The organism is Legionella sp. PATHC032 (assembly GCF_026191185.1).
Lineage (GTDB): Bacteria > Pseudomonadota > Gammaproteobacteria > Legionellales > Legionellaceae > Legionella.
Genome location: NZ_JAPHOV010000001.1, coordinates 3,101,189 through 3,118,478 on the forward strand (window position 1 = coordinate 3,101,189; position 17,290 = coordinate 3,118,478).

Below are 17,290 nucleotides of genomic sequence, written 5' to 3' on the forward strand. Positions count from 1 at the left end.
TTTAACCTTTTAAATGATTCATTTTATCAACATCAATATTGCCTCTATTTCTATAAAGCAACATTACTATGGCCAAACCTATTGCTGCTTCTGCAGCAGCTACAGTTAAAATGAAAAAGACAAATACCTGTCCACCTACTTCATTGTAATAATGAGAAAATGCAATAAAATTTGTATTCACTGCCAATAACATCAACTCAACACAAACAAGTAATAAAATAATATTTTTACGATTGAGCATAATACCAACAAGGCTCAAGCCGAATAAAATCACCCCTAATACTAAATAATCATAAACAGGTATCATAAAGAATTCCCCAATAACTATTTCTCTGGTTTCATACTGATCAATTTCACTCGTTCTGCCCTTCGAGTCATAATTTGCTGAGTGATATCTTGTCGTTTTGACCTGACAGCACCTCTATGTACCAAGGTAATCGCAGACACTATGGCTACCAGTAAAATGACCGCAGCTATTTCAAAGGCAAGGAAATAATCCGTATATAGAACCATTCCTAATTTTTCTGTGTTCGATGTAACATTTTCAGGTGGAACCAGTTCGTCTTGAGTGGATAAATCCATTAATTGTGAGTTAACACTCATAGGCTTTTCTTGAATTTGCACACTGTTTTTAAATAAATCTTTAGGAATAGCTACCATTAATAACCCAGTCAATAAAGCAACTATGATTAAGCCAAACGGTAGATATTTAATTAAATGACTTTTCATGCTTTCAATGTCGATATTTAGCATCATGACGACAAACAGAAACAAAGTCATAACAGCGCCGACATATACCAGGATAAGGATTAATGCTAAAAATTCAGCCTCAGCCAAAATCCATAAAACCGCGCTGGTAAAAAAAGTGAGTACTAAAAACAAAACACAACGAACCGGATTGTTTTGGCTTATTACCATTAATGCCGATAATACGGTCAATAATGCAAAGATGTAAAAAATTGCTTGGATTATCCATTCATGCATAAATCACCCCATCAACGGTATTTTTCATCAGCAGCTCTGTCTGCTGCGAGTTGTGTTTCCATCAAATCGCCCACTGCCAAAAGTTTCTCTTTTGTCATAATATTTTGACCACGTTCGCTGATATGGTAGTGATGAATTGGAGTCACAACGATCGAATCAACAGGGCAGGATTCTTCGCATAATCCACAATTAATGCATTTAAACATATCAATATCATACCGGGTAGTACGGCGTGATCCATCTTCTCTTTGCTCTGATTCAATTGTAATAGCCAATGCTGGGCAAACAGCTTCGCATAATTTACATGCAATGCAACGTTCTTCACCATTGGGATAACGACGCAATGCCAAAAGCCCCCTGAATCTTGGAGAAAGTGGCGTTTGTTCTTCAGGAAACTGAATTGTTATTTTTTTCCTGAAAAAATACTTTACTGTCAGCCATAAACCGGCTAGTAATTCTATCAGTAAGTAGGTACGAACATAGTGAATTATATAATGATATACTTTTTTCATCGGCTTCTCTTCTAACCGTCAAAACCATGGCTTGACATGAGCAACCACCATAAGGGAGGTCACTATTAACCAAACTATAGTAACAGGGATAAGTACCTTCCAGCCTAAACGCATAAGCTGGTCATAACGATATCGGGGGAAAGTAGCCCTCACCCACAAATACACAAAAAGGAAGAAACTAATTTTTAGAAGTAACCAAACAAATCCTGGTACTACAAAAAAGATTTGATCAAGGAACGTAATGCCTTCAAAAGGTGATAGCCATCCGCCCATGAATAGAATTGCCAAAACTGTTGAAATCAGGATCATGCTGGCGTATTCAGAGAGAAAGAATAGCGCAAACCCTATGCCAGAATATTCAACATGAAAACCAGCAACAATTTCTGATTCACCTTCTGCCAAGTCAAAAGGAGCTCTGTTAGTTTCTGCAATGCCAGCGATCCAGAAAACCAAGAACAGGGGGAGTAAGGGGATAAACCACCAATGCAGCATCCCACCTTTTTGAGAAGTAACAATATCAGTCAAGTTCATGCTTCCGGCGGCCAAGAGTACCCCGACAAGAGCAAATCCCATAGCGATTTCGTAGGAGACTGTTTGAGCTGTACTACGCAGCGCGCCAAACATGGCATATTTGGAATTCGATGCCCATCCTGCAATAAGAACACCGTAGACACCTAACGAACTCATGGCGAACAAGTATAAGACACCCGCGTTAATATTTGCCAGGACAATACCTTCTTGAAAGGGAATTACTGCCCAACCGACTAAAGAAGGAACTAAAGCAAAAAGTGGAGCAATAACAAAAAGGTATTTATTTGAGCGAGTAGGAACTATGATTTCTTTAGTTATTAATTTCAGTAGATCAGCAAATGGCTGTAGTAAACCCTTTAAACCGACCCTGTTCGGTCCGATACGGACTTGAATATAGCCAATGACTTTACGCTCCGCAAAAGTTAGATAGGCCACGGAAAGCAGTAAAGGGACAACTATCACAAGAATTTTAATGATAATCCAAATTAATATGCCAATAGTATGAAGCATTTTTTTACCTTTCTAGCGCTTTATTGTTATTGCAGCAAACGAGTGACCCAGGTCAACTGTTTCTGGCATTGCATTTGCTACCCACACAACATCAACCGCAATGCGCTCATCACGTTTTAGCGGCAATGTTATCTCAATATCTCCTTGAGATACAGTAGCAATTTCTTCTAATTTCAATCTATCTGCTGTTGACGGATGAATTCTTATGCAGGCAGATTCGGATGCGGCACATAATTGTAACTCTTTTGCATTTCGAGTAATAGCATCTATTCGATAAAGAGGCCATTCTCCAACTCTTACCAATGATTGATTAATGACAGGCAATGATTCAGGATAATAAGGTTCGTATTCATGCTCCATTGTCATCGATACTGCTTCTTTGACTTCAGCCAAGATGTCCTCTGTGGAAGTATAATCAAATTTTTTACAGTGCAGCAAATTACCCAAAACACGAAGTACCTTCCATGCTGGTCGGGATTCACCAAATGGTGGCATAGCCCCTTTCACTGTTTGCCAGGTATTATCGATGTTTATGTAGGTTCCTGATGTTTCAGTATAAGCAGCGACTGGTAAAATGACGTCTGCATAATCATGCATGGATTCATTATCATAGGCTGATAACAGGACAACAAATTCTGCAGCCAGCATTGATTGTCTTGCCCCAGCTGGATTTGCAAAATCATACCCTGGTTCAACACCCATGAGTAAATAACCTTTTAATTTTGAATTTAATGCTTCTTGTACATTGAAGCCAGGCTCTGCAACTGATTTCCCAGCAACTGTTCTATGTGGCAGCATTCCTGCAATACATGCGCCCGCGCTGTTTGCTCCGGTCGTTAACCTGACTAATTTAGCTCCGCTCAGCCTTTGAATAACTGCAACCAAAGTACGCAATAATGAGGCTTCTGGATGATTTTCAACTATTGCTCCTGTTATCAAACAGGCTTTTTCTTCTCTTAATGATTGTGCAATTTGTTTGGTTTGTTTATCTACTTCCAAACCTATTAACAATTTTTGAACTTCTTCTGGAAGCGATGCTAAATCGGTTGTAAGCGCTAAGGCTAATTTAGCTAATTGCATAGGCATTTCCAGAGGAGAAATGATGGTTCGTCCAGACAAATCAAAATGATAATCAAAATCTATTGGATTGATGGCATAAATTTTTGCGCCATTGCGAAAAGCTTTTCTTACTCGTGTTCCTGCCAAGGGTACTTCTCTATGAATATTGCATCCAACTAATACAATTGAATGCTGATGATCTATCTCAGCGTAGGGTAAAGTACTTACTGGTGTAGTAGGTAAAAATGCCTGATCTCTAAAATCAATTTGTTGTAACCTGTGATCTAGATTTTGAACCCCTAGTTCTCTCATTAATTTTTGTAGTAAATACATTTCTTCCAAGGTAGAAGAGCTGGACGCAAAAGCAGCCACTTGTTCTGGTCCATGCTGTTTGATAACTCGGCTTACTCCTTCCGCGGTAAACTTGAGCGCAGTTTCCCAATCAACTTCTTCCCATTGGCCATTTCTTTTGATTTGTGGCTTGCTCGCCCTTGAAGTTGCGTTTAACCCCAAATAACTAAATCTGTCTCTGTCTGAAAGCCAGGTTTCGTTGATTGATTCATTTTCCCTGGGAACTACACGCATTAATTTATTATTTCTTGTGTGAATATGAACATTGGAACCTAAGCAATCATGAGGCGCAACGCTGTCATGTTGTGTCAATTCCCATGCCCGGGCTTTAAACCGATAAGGCTTCGAAGTCAAAGCGCCAACGGGGCACAAGTCTATGATATTCCCTGAAACTTCCGATGTCATGCTGTGTTCTACATAAGTACCAATCTGCGTTTTTTCGCCACGACCAGTAGCTCCCAGCTCTCTTACCCCTGCAATTTCCTCGCCAAAGCGTACACAGCGGGTGCAATGGATACAACGCGTCATTTCTGTAGAAATTAAAGTGCCTAAATTCTCATCATCTACTGCACGTTTGGTTTCTGTGTACTCGGATTTATCAGCTCCAAATCCCATAGAAATATCTTGAAGCTCACATTCTCCACCCTGATCACAAATAGGGCAATCCAAAGGGTGATTTATCAAGAGGAATTCCATCACTACCTTTTGTGAGTGTATAGCCTGCTCTGATTTTGTAAATACTTTCATCCCATTCGTTATAGGTGTAGCGCAAGCAGGAACCGGTTTCCTCCCATTTTCCACTTCGACCAAACACATACGGCAATTAGCTGCCACAGATAATTTTTTGTGATAACAAAAACGTGGAATATAGATACCAGCCTCATCTGCAACCTCTATAATCATTTTACCGTTTTCTGCTTCAAATGTTTTGCCGTCGATTTCAATAGTAGCCATGGTCTAACCTTCTTAATTATGCTGCGACGATCGAGCGTTTATGCTTTATGAAATATTCAAATTCATCATAAAAATGTTTAACAAAGCTTTGTACTGGCCAAGCTGCTGCCTCGCCTAACGCACAAATGGTCCTTCCCTCTATGTTATTCGCCACATTCACTAACTTCTCCACGTCTCCCGGCTCGCCATGACCGTTTATAATTCTGTGTAATAACCTGACTAACCAGCCTGTACCTTCACGACAAGGCGTACATTGTCCACAAGATTCATCCATATAGAACTCAGAAATACGATACAAGGCGTCCACCATGCAAGTGGTTTCATCCATGATAATAACTGCACCTGAGCCCAGGCCTGAACCAGCTTTCTGTATGCTGTCATAATCCATATCCAGGCTCAGCATGACGTCACCAGGAAGCACTGGCATAGAGGAACCACCAGGAATTACAGCTTTGATTTTTCGTCCTTTAATGACGCCACCAGCCAGATCAAGCAGTGTTTTGAATGGTGTGCCCAAGGGTATTTCATAATTACCAGGTTTGTTAACATGGCCGCTAACACTAAAGCACTTCGCACCGCCATTATTAGGCTTACCCAATTTTAAAAACCATTCTCCGCCTTTTTCCATAATTACCGGAACAGATGCAAATGTCTCCGTGTTATTTATGGTTGTAGGTTTACCATATAATCCATAATTTGCAGGAAATGGTGGTTTAAAACGAGGCATTCCCTTTTTTCCTTCAATCGAGTTGAGCAATGCCGTTTCTTCACCGCAAATATAAGCGCCCGCTCCCAAATGATTATATAAATCAAAATCAACGCCTGAGCCTAATATATTCTTACCTAGTAATCCAGCATCGTATGCTTCTTTTAATGCAGCCTCAGTACGCTCAAAAGGCAGCCAGAATTCTCCTCTTATGTAGTTGTAACCAACAGTGGCACCCATAACATATCCAGCTATGGCCATCCCTTCAATTAATTGGTGAGGATTTAAAGTAAGAATCTCTCTATCCTTGCAAGTACCCGGTTCACCTTCATCAGAATTACATACTACGTATTTTTGAACAGGGGAGTTTCTATTCATAAAACTCCATTTTAAGCCGGTTGGGAATCCAGCACCGCCTCGTCCACGCAAAGCTGAGGTTTTCAACTCTTCAATTATAAATTGAGGTGATGTTTGCTCTTTTAAAATTTTTCGCCATGCGCTATAGCCACCAATACTTTCATAGGTTGATAGCGACCAGGGCTCTGGTAAATGAAATGTTCGGTAACAAACTTGATTTAGTTCAACCATGGCAAACACCTTTATTTTCTATTGGTACTGTTCCAATACTTTATCTATAGATTCAGCAGTCAAATTTTCGTGATAATCTTTATCAACTTGCATCATTGGCGCATTCACACAGGCACCTAAGCATTCAACTGATCTTAAAGTAAATCGACCATCTTCTGTTGTTCCACCTAGCTTAACACCCAATTTCTTTTCTAAATGTTCAACAACGCCAGCTGAATCTCTCAGCATGCAAGAGATATTGGTACAAACATTAATTAAATGTCTTCCCACTGGCTTGTGTTCATACATTGTATAAAAGCTTGCTACTTCATAAACTGCGATAGGTGGCATATCAAGATATTCAGCTACTGCATTCATTAATTCCGTTGTTAAATGACCATGTTCTTCTTGCACTATTCGAAGAGCACTCATGACTGCGGATTGCTTTTGATCTTTAGGATATTTTGATATCCAATGATCAATATCACTCATACGCTTTGCCGGCATCAATTGATTTAATATTTTTGCTGAATTAGCAGACATTTCGAAACCTTTATATCGTTTATTATCTCTTAACACACTTTAAGCAAACATGTCGTTAAATTAACGGTCTATCTCTCCAAACACTATATCTTGGCTTGCTAATATAGCCACTCCATCAGCTAACATGTGACCTCTAACCATATCATCAAAGCTTGATAAATGGGCAAAGCCTGGAGCTCTTATTTTCAGACGGTAAGGCTTGTTAGCTCCATCTGAGACCATATAGATACCAAACTCGCCTTTAGGTGCTTCAACAGCGGAATAAACCTCACCACGTGGCAAACAAAAGCCTTCGGTAAATAATTTAAAGTGATGAATCAATGCCTCCATGTCATGTTTCATTACCACTCTGCGTGGGGGCGTTACTTTGTAATCATCGACTTTTACTGGACCAGGATGTTTTCGTAACCATTCAATACATTGCCTTATGATTCGATTGGATTGTCTCAACTCCTCGACTCTTACCAGGTACCGATCATAGCAATCCCCTGTCTTGCCAACAGGAATATCAAATTCAACCTTATCGTAAGCAGCATAGCTCTGTTTCTTGCGTAAATCCCAGGCAATACCGGAACCTCTTAGCATTGGTCCGGTAAATCCCCATTGAAGCGCGTTTTCTGGTGAAACGACACCAATATCTACAGTACGTTGCTTCCATATACGATTATCGGTTAACAATGTTTCGTATTCATCCACACATCGGGGAAATCGCTCAGTAAAGTCCCAAAGAAAATCCAAAAGGCTACCCTGACGATTGTGATTCTTTTTTTCAGTCTCTCTTTCGCTATGCCATCTTGAGGGTTTGTATTGCGGCATAGTATCTGGCAGATCCCTTGCTACTCCCCCTGGCCTGTAGTAAGTAGCATGCATACGTGCTCCTGAAACTGCTTCATAGCAATCAAACAAATCTTCCCGCTCTCTGAAGCAATAAAGAAACACTGTCATTGCGCCAATATCCAATGCAGTAGCCCCTAACCACAAGAGATGGTTCAGAATTCGAGTCACCTCATCAAACATAGTTCGTATGTACTTGGCTCGCAAAGGTGGTTCTATACCCAATAACTTCTCAATCGCCATGACATAAGCATGTTCGTTACACATCATTGAGACGTAATCTAATCGGTCCATGTATCCAATGCTTTGAATGTAAGGCTTGGTTTCAGCTAGTTTTTCTGTTGCACGATGAAGCAATCCAATATGTGGATCGGCACGAACAATGGTTTCACCCTCTAACTCAAGAACCAATCTTAAAACACCATGTGCAGCAGGATGTTGTGGGCCAAAATTCAAGGTATAATTTTTAAGTTCAATCATTTTTGCTACCTTCATTACCTATGTAGCGGTTATCATTACGAATAACCTTTGGAACTACAATTCTTGGCACAATGTCTACAGGGGCATAGATTACCTTTTGCAGTTTTGCATCATATCTCATTTCCACCTCACCACTGAGTGGAAAATCCTTACGGAAAGGATGGCCTATAAAACCATAATCCGTCAGTAATCGCCTTAAATCAGGATGACCATCAAATAAAATTCCATATAAATCATAAGCTTCCCGTTCAAACCAGTTAGCAGACTTCCATAAATGATGTACTGATGGAACAATTAAATGAGATTCTTCTATAAATAATTTGACTCGTAGACGATGATTCTTTTTGGTTGATAATAAATGATAGACCACGGCGAATCGTGGTTTATTTACAGCATAAGCTTTGGCTTCCTGACGCTCAACACCTCGTGAAAATCCATGCTCTGTCGCAGACTCTGTTTCCCAATCATAATCACCATAATGCAAATAATCTACACCACATAGATCAATCAACTGATCGAAAGAAAATTCCTCTCTGTCTCTCAACTCAATCATGACAGGCAGGATATTTTGCACCTCACACTCAATGGTTACTTCACCATGTGCGGAGGTCAACTCGGTGATATGATTTGCTAAATCAGCTTGTAGCTTTTCAATCAAATACTCATTTTTTGTCATCTAATCTGCACCCTTGATGAGCTTATGCCTCTAAAACAGGTTTCCGCCTGATTTTATTCTGTAGTTGAATAATACCGTATAACAATGCTTCTGCTGTTGGTGGACAGCCAGGAACATAGACATCGACTGGCACAATGCGATCGCAACCACGAACCACTGAATAGGAATAATGATAATATCCCCCACCATTGGCACAAGACCCCATAGAAATAACCCAGCGTGGTTCTGGCATCTGATCATAAACTTTTCTGAGAGCCGGAGCCATTTTGTTACATAAAGTCCCTGCTACAATCATGACATCTGACTGGCGTGGACTGGGACGGAAAATAATACCAAACCTGTCCAAATCATAGCGAGCTGCCCCCACGTGCATCATTTCCACGGCACAGCAAGCTAAGCCAAATGTCATTGGCCACATGGAGCCACTGCGTGCCCAGCCAACCAACTTTTCGACCGTAGTCAACTCAAAACCTTTTTTTTCTAGTTCTGCAACCGCCATAGTTCGCCTCTAAGCAGTTAAATAATTAATAATCCAGTTTTTACATAACCATTATTACAATAGCTTAAAATATAATCTCAGCTATTATTTTGGCAAAAAACGACCAAGATTTACAAACCAACTTAAAATCCACTGTGTTCCTCAAAAAGCAAAAAGCTCTCTAATGATTTGCCAAACGTCCTTTGCTTCCCATAGTCATTGCTAAAACGAAAGATTAAATCAAATATTTTAAAAGAATGAAAGAACCTTATTCCCACTCCAAGGCGCCTCTTTTCCATTCATAGATAAAACCTATAACCAACAATCCAAGAAATAACATCATAGCATAAAAGCCGAACCATCCTATTTTACGTAATGCCAAGGCCCAAGGGAAAAAGAATGCTGTTTCCAGATCAAAAATAATAAATAAAATAGCCACCAGATAAAACCGTACATCAAATGGAATATGGGAGCTTTCAAAGGCGCCAAAACCACACTCATAAGGAGAGTTTTTGGCACTGTCTGGATTATGCTTGGAAAGCAAAGAACCAGCCCCTATCATTACTGCGCCTAAAATCAAGGCAACAATTATAAAAACGAGAACGGGTAGATATTGAGATAGCATCAGTTCACCTTGCTCGATTTAAAATGGTGCCGAAGGCCGGACTCGAACCGGCACGGCTTTCGCCACCGCCCCCTCAAGACGGCGTGTCTACCAATTTCACCACTTCGGCTTATTTTTATTTTTGTTATCCTGAGTTCATCACAAAAGACAACAGCCCTAAAGACACTACACCTTTTTAGTTACTTCTTATTATTTTTTTCAACTGGTACTGGGACTGAACTGACTGGAGCACCAGTTTGTTGAGGAATAGCTAACTGTCCTGCTTTTTGGTGCTGCGTAGAAACCATATAAGACAGCATCAAACTGGTAATAAAAAATGTCATTGCCAGACCACCAGTTAACTTAAACAAGAAGCCACCAGTACCTTGACTTCCAAATAACGTGTTCGATGCGCCAGAACCAAAAGCAGCACCTATATCAGCGCCCTTACCGTGTTGGATAAGAACCAAGCCAATTAAAATTACAGCAATTAAGACATGAATCATTAATATCAATTGATACATTTCACAATTTCCACAAATTGTTTTGCATTCAACGATGCTCCACCCACTAACCCTCCATCAATATCTGGCATGGAAAACAATGCTTTTGCATTATTTTCATTAACACTACCACCATATATGAGCGTCAAGTGTTTAGCATCACTATCATTTATTTCTCTAACCAGTTCTCTAATAAACTGGTGTACTTTTTGTGCCTGTTCAGGTGTTGCAGTTTTTCCTGTTCCTATTGCCCATACAGGCTCATAAGCCACTACGCAATTACGAAAACAATCTTTCCCTTTTGTACCCACTGCAAGCAACTGTTGAGCAATAACCTGCTCTGTTATCCCATTCTCTCTTTCAGAAAGAGTTTCACCAACACAAAGAACAGGTATCATACCATGATCTTTGACATGGTGGAATTTTTGCGCCACAAAATTTTCATCTTCGTGAAAAAATTGCCTGCGCTCAGAGTGTCCCACCAGAACATATCGGCAATCAAAATCTTTAAGCATGGGGGCTGACAGCTCACCGGTGAAAGCTCCATAATCTTTCGGATAGACATTTTGTGCGCCTACTATAATTTTCCCCTTGCTTAAGCACTCTTTCACCTTGGGTATATAAATGCTGGGTGGCATTACAACAACCTGTGCTGCGCAATCAAAGCTTATTAATTCATCAATTTGCGAAACCAGTTCAGTCACCTGTTGAATCTGGCCATTCATTTTCCAGTTACCAGCAACTATCTTTTGTCTCACACTCCCTCCAACAATTCTAGTATAGGCGGACAAAATCCTTTCTATTATTTCCAGGCTATCAGTAAACAACAAATAATGAGCAGCAGTCGAATATACCGAAACTTCACTCAGATGTGTAGCTTTATCTATGTTTTTTTTCAGAATTATTTATTCATTTTTTTTGCAAAAATTACATTTTTCTACTTGCTTAGTCGTTTGATTTCGATAGAATCCTACTATGATTTAACCAGGAGGGTTTTATAATGAACGAAATCATACGGCATTTAATGAATGAAATCTCGACCTTGGCTCCACCAATTAACCCCTTAAATTTAAAGCAAATATTCAGTTCAACCGTGCTGCCAGAAGGCAAAGCTCCCATCGAAATAGAATCCCAATTAAGTCTTTTATTATTAATTAAAAAATGCGTTGATGAATATTCCAGTCTAGCTGAAGAACAGGAAGAGTATAAAAGGAAAAAACAAAAACTTGTTGAGGTCATGAAAAAAGGAGAAGAACTGCAAAAAAAAATTTCTGATTTAGCTAAAAAAATTGAACTCGCAAAAAGTGAATTAAATCCTTTATACAAAGAAATTGAATCTAAAGCGAATGAAGTACTGTCCAAACAAAATCCATTAGCACCTCCTTATAAATTTCCTGAATACGGAGAGGTTCAAAAATCAATCGTGGTCGGGCACTACAGTTATCTCTTCAAAAACGGCAAGGAAATAGATACTAAATGCGCCAAATTAAAGCTGGTTTTGCTTAAAAACAAATGGAATGCCTTAATGACAGATTTATCTCAGTTGGGCATCCAACCCCCTGCAGAAGAAGATGCTGTTGATAGTTTACAAAAATTTATAGCTACAGTTGAATTGGAAATTAAAAAATTAACTCGCGCTTGCGAAAAATGGGATGAATTGCAAAAGCGATTCGCCAAGCAATTATCTGCAACTGATATTAATAAAAAAGAGACTGAGTTAGAAAAACAAATTGAACTATTGGTTAAAGACCTAAGCCGTATTGAAACTGCAGTGACTAACTACTCCCTGGTACCTGATTTAAAAGCAGAGTTAATCAAGAAGTTCCAAGAAAGTGAAGACACTCAAGGATTGATACAGGAATACCAAAATCAGATTGATGGAATATTATCTAATTTTAACCCATCTTCATGGATTTCATGGTATTCGGACACTAATTATTCTGAAAACCAACAAAAACTTAAGGATTCCGTTAGTTTCCTGCAATTATTAGCTCAACAAAAAGAATTAAAAATTAAACATCATGAACTTGTCAAACAGACGGAATTGTTGGTTCAAGCTGTGCCGGAAATCCGTTTAAATGCAGAGGATATATCTATTTACAAGAAGTTAGTTCCCGATGCCATTGATCTGATAAATGAAATTCCAATAGAAAGTATACCCAATTTTGTTTTACCGAGTGGACTTTCTTATGACTCTTCGCCTGCTGATTTTTATTTGGTTCTTCTCATTCTCATGCCAAAGGTCTCGGAAAAAAAGGAACAATATTCACAAGCGTTGGAAAAACTTCAAGAAATGCCTGCTCTTGGCAAACAAATATGCCAATTAAGGAGTGAATATGAATTACCTGCAACGATGGATGAACAACTTCCAAGTTTGCGAGAAGCGGAAGAACATAGGGATTCCTTGAATACAGATGAACCTCTTAAAGAAGAGTTAAAAAGCCAAATTAAACTATGCCAATCTTATCTTGAAACAGCCAAGCAAATTGATCTGCTTATGAAAGAGCATGGACAAACAACCAATGAAGCAAAAGCACTGATTGAGCAATTGCGTTTACTTTCAAATCAACCACTAAAGTACGAAGACATAAACTCTGTTAAAGAAGATTTATCTACTCTTGCAAATCAAATCCAGTCCCTTGTGTCTGAATTAAATCAATTACCTTTACCTAATCTGACTGATGAAAGAATTGATCCTCCATTGGAAAAACAAGAAGTGGAATTGATACACTTTACACAAGTAGTTCAGAGAAAAACTGATTCTCCCCTAGAAAAGCAGCAGCTGGACAAAGAACAGGAAACACCGGTTGTTCTGGAATCAACACGCCCACATCAAGTGATTCACCAAGAATCTGAATCTACCGCCGAAAAACGACGGCTAGACAATGAACAAGAAATAATGGTTGTTCTGGAATCAACACCCATCCATCAAGTGACTCACCAAGAATCTGAATCTACCGTCGAAAAACGGCCAGTAGTCAATAGACACGAAATACCAGTAGTTATGGAATCAACACGTCCTCCTCAAATAATTCATAAAGAGTCTGAATCTGCTGGTAAGAAGCAGCTTGTAGAAGTAGAGCAGGAGATGCCTGCCGTACTGGAATTACCCCTCTCCTCTCCTATGGTTGAAAAGGATTCCGGATCTACTGTAGAAAAGCAACAAATAAACAATGGACAGGAAATACCAATCGTTCTGGAGTCAAAATCCACCCCAAAGGTTATGAGAGACACTGCGTCTATTGTGGAAAAACAACCAGTAACTGAAAGACAAGAAAAATCTATCGTCCTTGAATCATCACGACCTTCTCCTATGGTTCAGAAAGACACTGGGCTTTCTGGTAAAAAGCAGCATAAAGAGATGGAACAAGAAATACCTGTTATCCCTGAATCGATAGTCCCAACCCAAGTGGTTCAACAAGGCTCAGAGTCTAGTGTAGGACAACAAATACCCAATGGGCAAGAAACACTGATTGTTGTCAAATCAACACAATCGACTCATGTGGTTAAAAAGCAGGAAATAAAGAAAGAGCAAGAAAAACAAGTTGACCTGAAATCAATAACATCTAAACCATTGAGACCATCAACTCCTGAGGTTCCAGTAACACCCAGGAAACCAATTGGCCTGTCATTATTTAATGGTCATGATGAATTATCAGAAGATAATATTTTATCCTTTTTTGATGAGGCTGGTAATCAAATTAGCATCCCATCTGAAGAAGACTCTGAGGCGTTTGCCATCGACAGAGGAAAATTAAATTCCCTGGTAATTGATACATCATGCAAAGAAAAGCCGGTTTCTTCAGACCATGAGTCAGACAAGTTATCAAATCCTCAATACCAGGAATCTGCTCCCAATATCATCACTTCGCCACCATTTTCTATCCTGCTTAAGCAAAAATTAGATTCATTTCATTTACAAAACATGGAATATATAAAACATCTTCCAAAGGAAATTCAGCTATGGTATAAGAGTTTATATGAAGCAGTGCAAAGCTCTTCTGTAAATGAGACCTTTAGTTTTAAGGCACTTCATCTTTTGAAAGACATCTTGTTTGAATTAAAAAATCAAAGCGATTTATCTGTATTACTGGCTTACAAGCGTCTTTGTCCAAACCCAAGGCAAGACATACAAAATATTCTCATCTTAAAACCCGCCCTGCCTATCCTTGATGAACCCATTGATGAAGAACAACAGTTAAAGAGTTGGCCTGAAGAATTACAAAAATTTCATCAGCAGTATATAAAATTAAAAACAGATCATCCCTTGGAAGCTGAATTATTTATTCAGGCAACCCATTCAATTATTACAATTAAACATTTGATGGAACAGCCTGATTCAAAAACTTCAAACCGGGAAACCATACCCCTCATTACTCAAGATCCACGATATGAGCCTTTAAAACGACACAGAGGATTTATGAGAGCATGGGAATATGTAGAGGATTTTTTCCGAATGCTAATCGGCAAGTTAATAGGACAAGAAGAATATGAATATTCAAAAAGGCCTTGTTTTTTCAAAACAAGATCTCACCGATTACTTGAAGAAGTGGACACAATGATCCATTCCATGACTCCAACAAGTAGTTAATACGTTTATAGTGTGAAGAGGAGGGGCTTTTGGAAATAGCCCCCGCATTACAAATTTTAAAAGGCAGATACTCAAATGGAAGGTAGGCTTTCAGTTAATCTTTTATCGATCTGACTGATGTCATCACATAACATTTGTGCTTGTTGTTTGACTATAGATTCATTAGCACCTTCCACCATAACCCTCAGTAAGGGCTCAGTGCCTGAAGGTCTGAGTAACACTCGACCCTCTCCATTAAGATGATTTTCCAAATTTTTAACCGCCTGAATGACATCAGGATTAGACGCTAACAAGGCAGCATTATTCGTTTTTAAATTCACTAAAGTTTGAGGTAACAATTGTATACCTGCAGTTAACTCATGAAGTGCTTTATTTTGTTTCACCATAATTGAAAGAACTTGTAGTGCTGCTACAATGCCATCACCTGTTGTCGTTTTATCCAAACAAACAATATGGCCTGAGGTTTCACCTCCAATCTTCCAATCTTTCTCTCTTAGCGTTTCTAGAACATACCTGTCACCTACTTTTGAGCGTTGAAAAGGAATTCCCAATGAGGTCATTGCTAATTCAAGACCATAATTACTCATCAACGTACCTACAACCCCTCCATGCAGCACCCCTCGTTGATGTCTGTCCTTAGCAATGATATAAATAATTTGATCTCCATCAACGAGATTTCCCAGAGAGTCCACTAAAATAACCCGATCTCCATCCCCATCCAAACCAATACCAATATCAGCCCCAACAGCAAGCACCTTTTCTCTTAATAATTCAGGCGCTGTCGAACCGCACTCTTGATTAATATTAAAGCCATCCGGTTTAACTCCTATAGGAACTACATCAGCGCCCAATTCAGCGAATACATTTGGAGCGATATGATAGGTTGCTCCATTGGCGCAATCCACAACTATTTTCAAATTGGATAGTCGAGATAGGGAAGGAATAGTGGATTTACAAAACTCTATGTAACGACCCGCCGCATCATTAATACGTGTTGCTTTACCCAGCTTGGCTGAAGATACCGTTTGCAACTGTTTGTCTAATTGGGCTTCAATCGCAAGCTCTACGCTATCTGGAAGCTTTCCTCCATCAGCTGAAAAAAACTTAATTCCATTATCTTCAAATAAATTATGAGAAGCACTAATGACGATACCTGCATTAGCTCTCAATGTTTGTGTTAAATAGGCTATTCCAGGGGTAGGCATTGGCCCTAATAACGCCACATCAACCCCAGCTGCAGACAATCCTGCCTCCAAAGCGGACTCCAGCATATAACCAGACACTCTGGTGTCCTTACCAATCACCACCTTTTTCCTTGCTCCGTTTACAAGAACGCAGCCTACTGCCCAGCCTAATTTTAAAACAAACTCAGGGTTAATATTTGATAATCCAACGTGACCCCGTATTCCATCCGTACCAAAATATTTACGTTGACTCATCCTTACCTACCTTATTATTTAATTTTTCTGGTTTCAGTTATCTTCTGATGATCTCAGGAGCTATTAACTGATTTCTTCACCTGCCTGATAAATTGCATTAATCATAGTTAGTGCTTGATTCGTTTCACCTACATCATGTGTCCTGATAATTGCAGTGCCTTTAAGAGCTGCATATATTCCTAGCGTAATACTTCCAATCAAACGTTGCTCAACCTCATTGTTCAATACAGCGCCAATTGTGCTTTTGCGTGAAACACCTAAAAGAATTGGCAACCCAAAAGCACACAATTCATCCAGATGATAAATTAATTCTAGGTTATCTCTAACGCGTTTTCCAAAACCAAAACCCGGGTCAAGAATTAATTTATTCCTATTCAGCCCCGCTTTCTGACATTTATCGATGCGTTCTTCAAAAAAATGCTGTAATTCCGTTATTATCCCGTCTGGGTAAGAAGGATTTTCTTGCATAGTTTTAGGCTCTCCTTTCATATGCATTAAACAGACAGGAACATCTAATTGCGCCGCCACCTTCAGAGCGCCATCCCTTCTTAAAGCATAAACATCATTTATAATATTCGCACCAGCATCAATTGCAGCTTCCATCACTTCAGGTTTATTGGTATCAATAGAAATACACACGTCTGCAAACGCACGAAGTTGTTTGATTACAGGAAGAACTCTTGATAGTTCAACATCTAAAGGGACTGGCGGAGCCCCAGGTTTAGTTGATTCTCCACCAATATCAATGAGATCGGCTCCACAGGCAATTAATTGTAAGGCTTGATCACAAGCTCTATCCACGGACAAATACTTGCCACCATCATAAAATGAGTCAGAAGTAACATTTAGCACACCCATAATCAATGGTTTTTCAAAAACTAATGAGGAATTAGGTTGGCTTTTTCGCTCAAGCCAACCGAGGAATTGTTCGGAATTCACAGGGTACTCTCGATAAATAACTACTGATA

At 39.3% G+C, this 17,290-nt stretch carries 16 protein-coding genes and 1 tRNA gene; 1 reads left to right on the top strand and 16 read right to left on the bottom strand.

Annotated features, from left to right (window positions below; translation table 11 throughout):
• Position 1: 1 nt before the first annotated feature.
• The 14 genes from nuoK to tpiA form a co-directional block, all read right to left on the bottom strand.
• The gene (gene nuoK / locus OQJ02_RS13860) at positions 2-307 is read right to left on the bottom strand and encodes an NADH-quinone oxidoreductase subunit NuoK (protein ID WP_010948468.1); all 306 of its coding nucleotides are present in this window, start codon (positions 305-307) and stop codon (positions 2-4) included.
• A gap of 17 nt (positions 308-324) precedes the next feature.
• Positions 325-984 (bottom strand): NADH-quinone oxidoreductase subunit J, encoded by a 660-nt coding sequence (locus OQJ02_RS13865; RefSeq protein ID WP_265719570.1) that lies wholly within the window; start codon positions 982-984, stop codon positions 325-327.
• An 11-nt stretch (positions 985-995) separates the two neighbouring features.
• Complete coding sequence (nuoI, locus tag OQJ02_RS13870) at positions 996-1,496, bottom strand: NADH-quinone oxidoreductase subunit NuoI (protein ID WP_265719571.1); 501 nt, start codon at positions 1,494-1,496, stop codon at positions 996-998.
• Between the two features lie 18 nt (positions 1,497-1,514).
• Positions 1,515-2,537, bottom strand: coding sequence for an NADH-quinone oxidoreductase subunit NuoH (gene nuoH, locus OQJ02_RS13875; RefSeq protein WP_265719572.1), 1,023 nt, complete (start codon positions 2,535-2,537; stop codon positions 1,515-1,517).
• Between the two features lie 12 nt (positions 2,538-2,549).
• Positions 2,550-4,901: an NADH-quinone oxidoreductase subunit NuoG gene (gene nuoG / locus OQJ02_RS13880; RefSeq protein ID WP_265719573.1), complete on the bottom strand. Its 2,352-nt coding sequence runs from the start codon at positions 4,899-4,901 to the stop codon at positions 2,550-2,552.
• A 16-nt stretch (positions 4,902-4,917) separates the two neighbouring features.
• Positions 4,918-6,195, bottom strand: a complete 1,278-nt coding sequence (nuoF, locus tag OQJ02_RS13885; protein WP_265719574.1) for an NADH-quinone oxidoreductase subunit NuoF — start codon at positions 6,193-6,195, stop codon at positions 4,918-4,920.
• 18 nt (positions 6,196-6,213) lie between these two features.
• Positions 6,214-6,717, bottom strand: a complete 504-nt coding sequence (gene nuoE, locus OQJ02_RS13890; protein WP_027222915.1) for an NADH-quinone oxidoreductase subunit NuoE — start codon at positions 6,715-6,717, stop codon at positions 6,214-6,216.
• Between the two features lie 60 nt (positions 6,718-6,777).
• Positions 6,778-8,031, bottom strand: a complete 1,254-nt coding sequence (locus OQJ02_RS13895) for an NADH-quinone oxidoreductase subunit D (protein ID WP_416209892.1) — start codon at positions 8,029-8,031, stop codon at positions 6,778-6,780.
• Positions 8,024-8,707 carry an NADH-quinone oxidoreductase subunit C gene (locus tag OQJ02_RS13900; protein WP_265719576.1) on the bottom strand — a complete coding sequence of 228 codons (684 nt, stop codon included), beginning with the start codon at positions 8,705-8,707 and terminating at the stop codon, positions 8,024-8,026. Before OQJ02_RS13900 ends, OQJ02_RS13895 begins: the two co-directional genes overlap by 8 nt.
• A gap of 22 nt (positions 8,708-8,729) precedes the next feature.
• Entirely contained in the window at positions 8,730-9,206 is a 477-nt protein-coding gene (locus OQJ02_RS13905; protein WP_010948477.1) for a NuoB/complex I 20 kDa subunit family protein, read from the bottom strand.
• Positions 9,207-9,453: 247 nt separating this feature from the next.
• Positions 9,454-9,810: an NADH-quinone oxidoreductase subunit A gene (locus OQJ02_RS13910; protein ID WP_027222918.1), complete on the bottom strand. Its 357-nt coding sequence runs from the start codon at positions 9,808-9,810 to the stop codon at positions 9,454-9,456.
• Between the two features lie 24 nt (positions 9,811-9,834).
• Positions 9,835-9,919: transfer RNA gene (locus tag OQJ02_RS13915), tRNA-Leu, on the bottom strand.
• A gap of 70 nt (positions 9,920-9,989) precedes the next feature.
• Positions 9,990-10,313: a preprotein translocase subunit SecG gene (gene secG, locus OQJ02_RS13920; protein ID WP_061484601.1), complete on the bottom strand. Its 324-nt coding sequence runs from the start codon at positions 10,311-10,313 to the stop codon at positions 9,990-9,992.
• On the bottom strand, positions 10,301-11,050 hold the full coding sequence (gene tpiA, locus OQJ02_RS13925; protein ID WP_265719577.1) for a triose-phosphate isomerase: 750 nt from the start codon (positions 11,048-11,050) through the stop codon (positions 10,301-10,303). Before tpiA ends, secG begins: the two co-directional genes overlap by 13 nt.
• Positions 11,051-11,292: 242 nt before the next feature.
• Here tpiA and OQJ02_RS13930 point away from each other — a divergent pair, with 242 nt between their 5' ends.
• Positions 11,293-14,883, top strand: coding sequence for an interaptin (locus OQJ02_RS13930; RefSeq protein ID WP_265719578.1), 3,591 nt, complete (start codon positions 11,293-11,295; stop codon positions 14,881-14,883).
• A 71-nt stretch (positions 14,884-14,954) separates the two neighbouring features.
• On the opposite strand, the gene glmM is transcribed toward OQJ02_RS13930, so the two are convergent.
• Positions 14,955-16,322, bottom strand: coding sequence for a phosphoglucosamine mutase (gene glmM, locus OQJ02_RS13935; RefSeq protein ID WP_265719579.1), 1,368 nt, complete (start codon positions 16,320-16,322; stop codon positions 14,955-14,957).
• Positions 16,323-16,385: 63 nt separating this feature from the next.
• On the bottom strand, positions 16,386-17,261 hold the full coding sequence (folP, locus tag OQJ02_RS13940; protein ID WP_265719580.1) for a dihydropteroate synthase: 876 nt from the start codon (positions 17,259-17,261) through the stop codon (positions 16,386-16,388).
• Positions 17,262-17,290: the final 29 nt, after the last annotated feature.

Bases quoted from the DNA above. Each gene is read 5' to 3' on its own strand.
- nuoK (WP_010948468.1), bottom strand. From the start codon at position 307: ATGATACCTGTTTATGATTATTTAGTATTAGGGGTGATTTTATTCGGC.
- OQJ02_RS13865 (WP_265719570.1), bottom strand. From the start codon at position 984: ATGCATGAATGGATAATCCAAGCAATTTTTTACATCTTTGCATTATTG.
- nuoI (WP_265719571.1), bottom strand. From the start codon at position 1,496: ATGAAAAAAGTATATCATTATATAATTCACTATGTTCGTACCTACTTA.
- nuoH (WP_265719572.1), bottom strand. From the start codon at position 2,537: ATGCTTCATACTATTGGCATATTAATTTGGATTATCATTAAAATTCTT.
- nuoG (WP_265719573.1), bottom strand. From the start codon at position 4,901: ATGGCTACTATTGAAATCGACGGCAAAACATTTGAAGCAGAAAACGGT.
- nuoF (WP_265719574.1), bottom strand. From the start codon at position 6,195: ATGGTTGAACTAAATCAAGTTTGTTACCGAACATTTCATTTACCAGAG.
- nuoE (WP_027222915.1), bottom strand. From the start codon at position 6,717: ATGTCTGCTAATTCAGCAAAAATATTAAATCAATTGATGCCGGCAAAG.
- OQJ02_RS13895 (WP_416209892.1), bottom strand. From the start codon at position 8,031: ATGATTGAACTTAAAAATTATACCTTGAATTTTGGCCCACAACATCCT.
- OQJ02_RS13900 (WP_265719576.1), bottom strand. From the start codon at position 8,707: ATGACAAAAAATGAGTATTTGATTGAAAAGCTACAAGCTGATTTAGCA.
- OQJ02_RS13905 (WP_010948477.1), bottom strand. From the start codon at position 9,206: ATGGCGGTTGCAGAACTAGAAAAAAAAGGTTTTGAGTTGACTACGGTC.
- OQJ02_RS13910 (WP_027222918.1), bottom strand. From the start codon at position 9,810: ATGCTATCTCAATATCTACCCGTTCTCGTTTTTATAATTGTTGCCTTG.
- secG (WP_061484601.1), bottom strand. From the start codon at position 10,313: ATGTATCAATTGATATTAATGATTCATGTCTTAATTGCTGTAATTTTA.
- OQJ02_RS13930 (WP_265719578.1), top strand. From the start codon at position 11,293: ATGAACGAAATCATACGGCATTTAATGAATGAAATCTCGACCTTGGCT.
- glmM (WP_265719579.1), bottom strand. From the start codon at position 16,322: ATGAGTCAACGTAAATATTTTGGTACGGATGGAATACGGGGTCACGTT.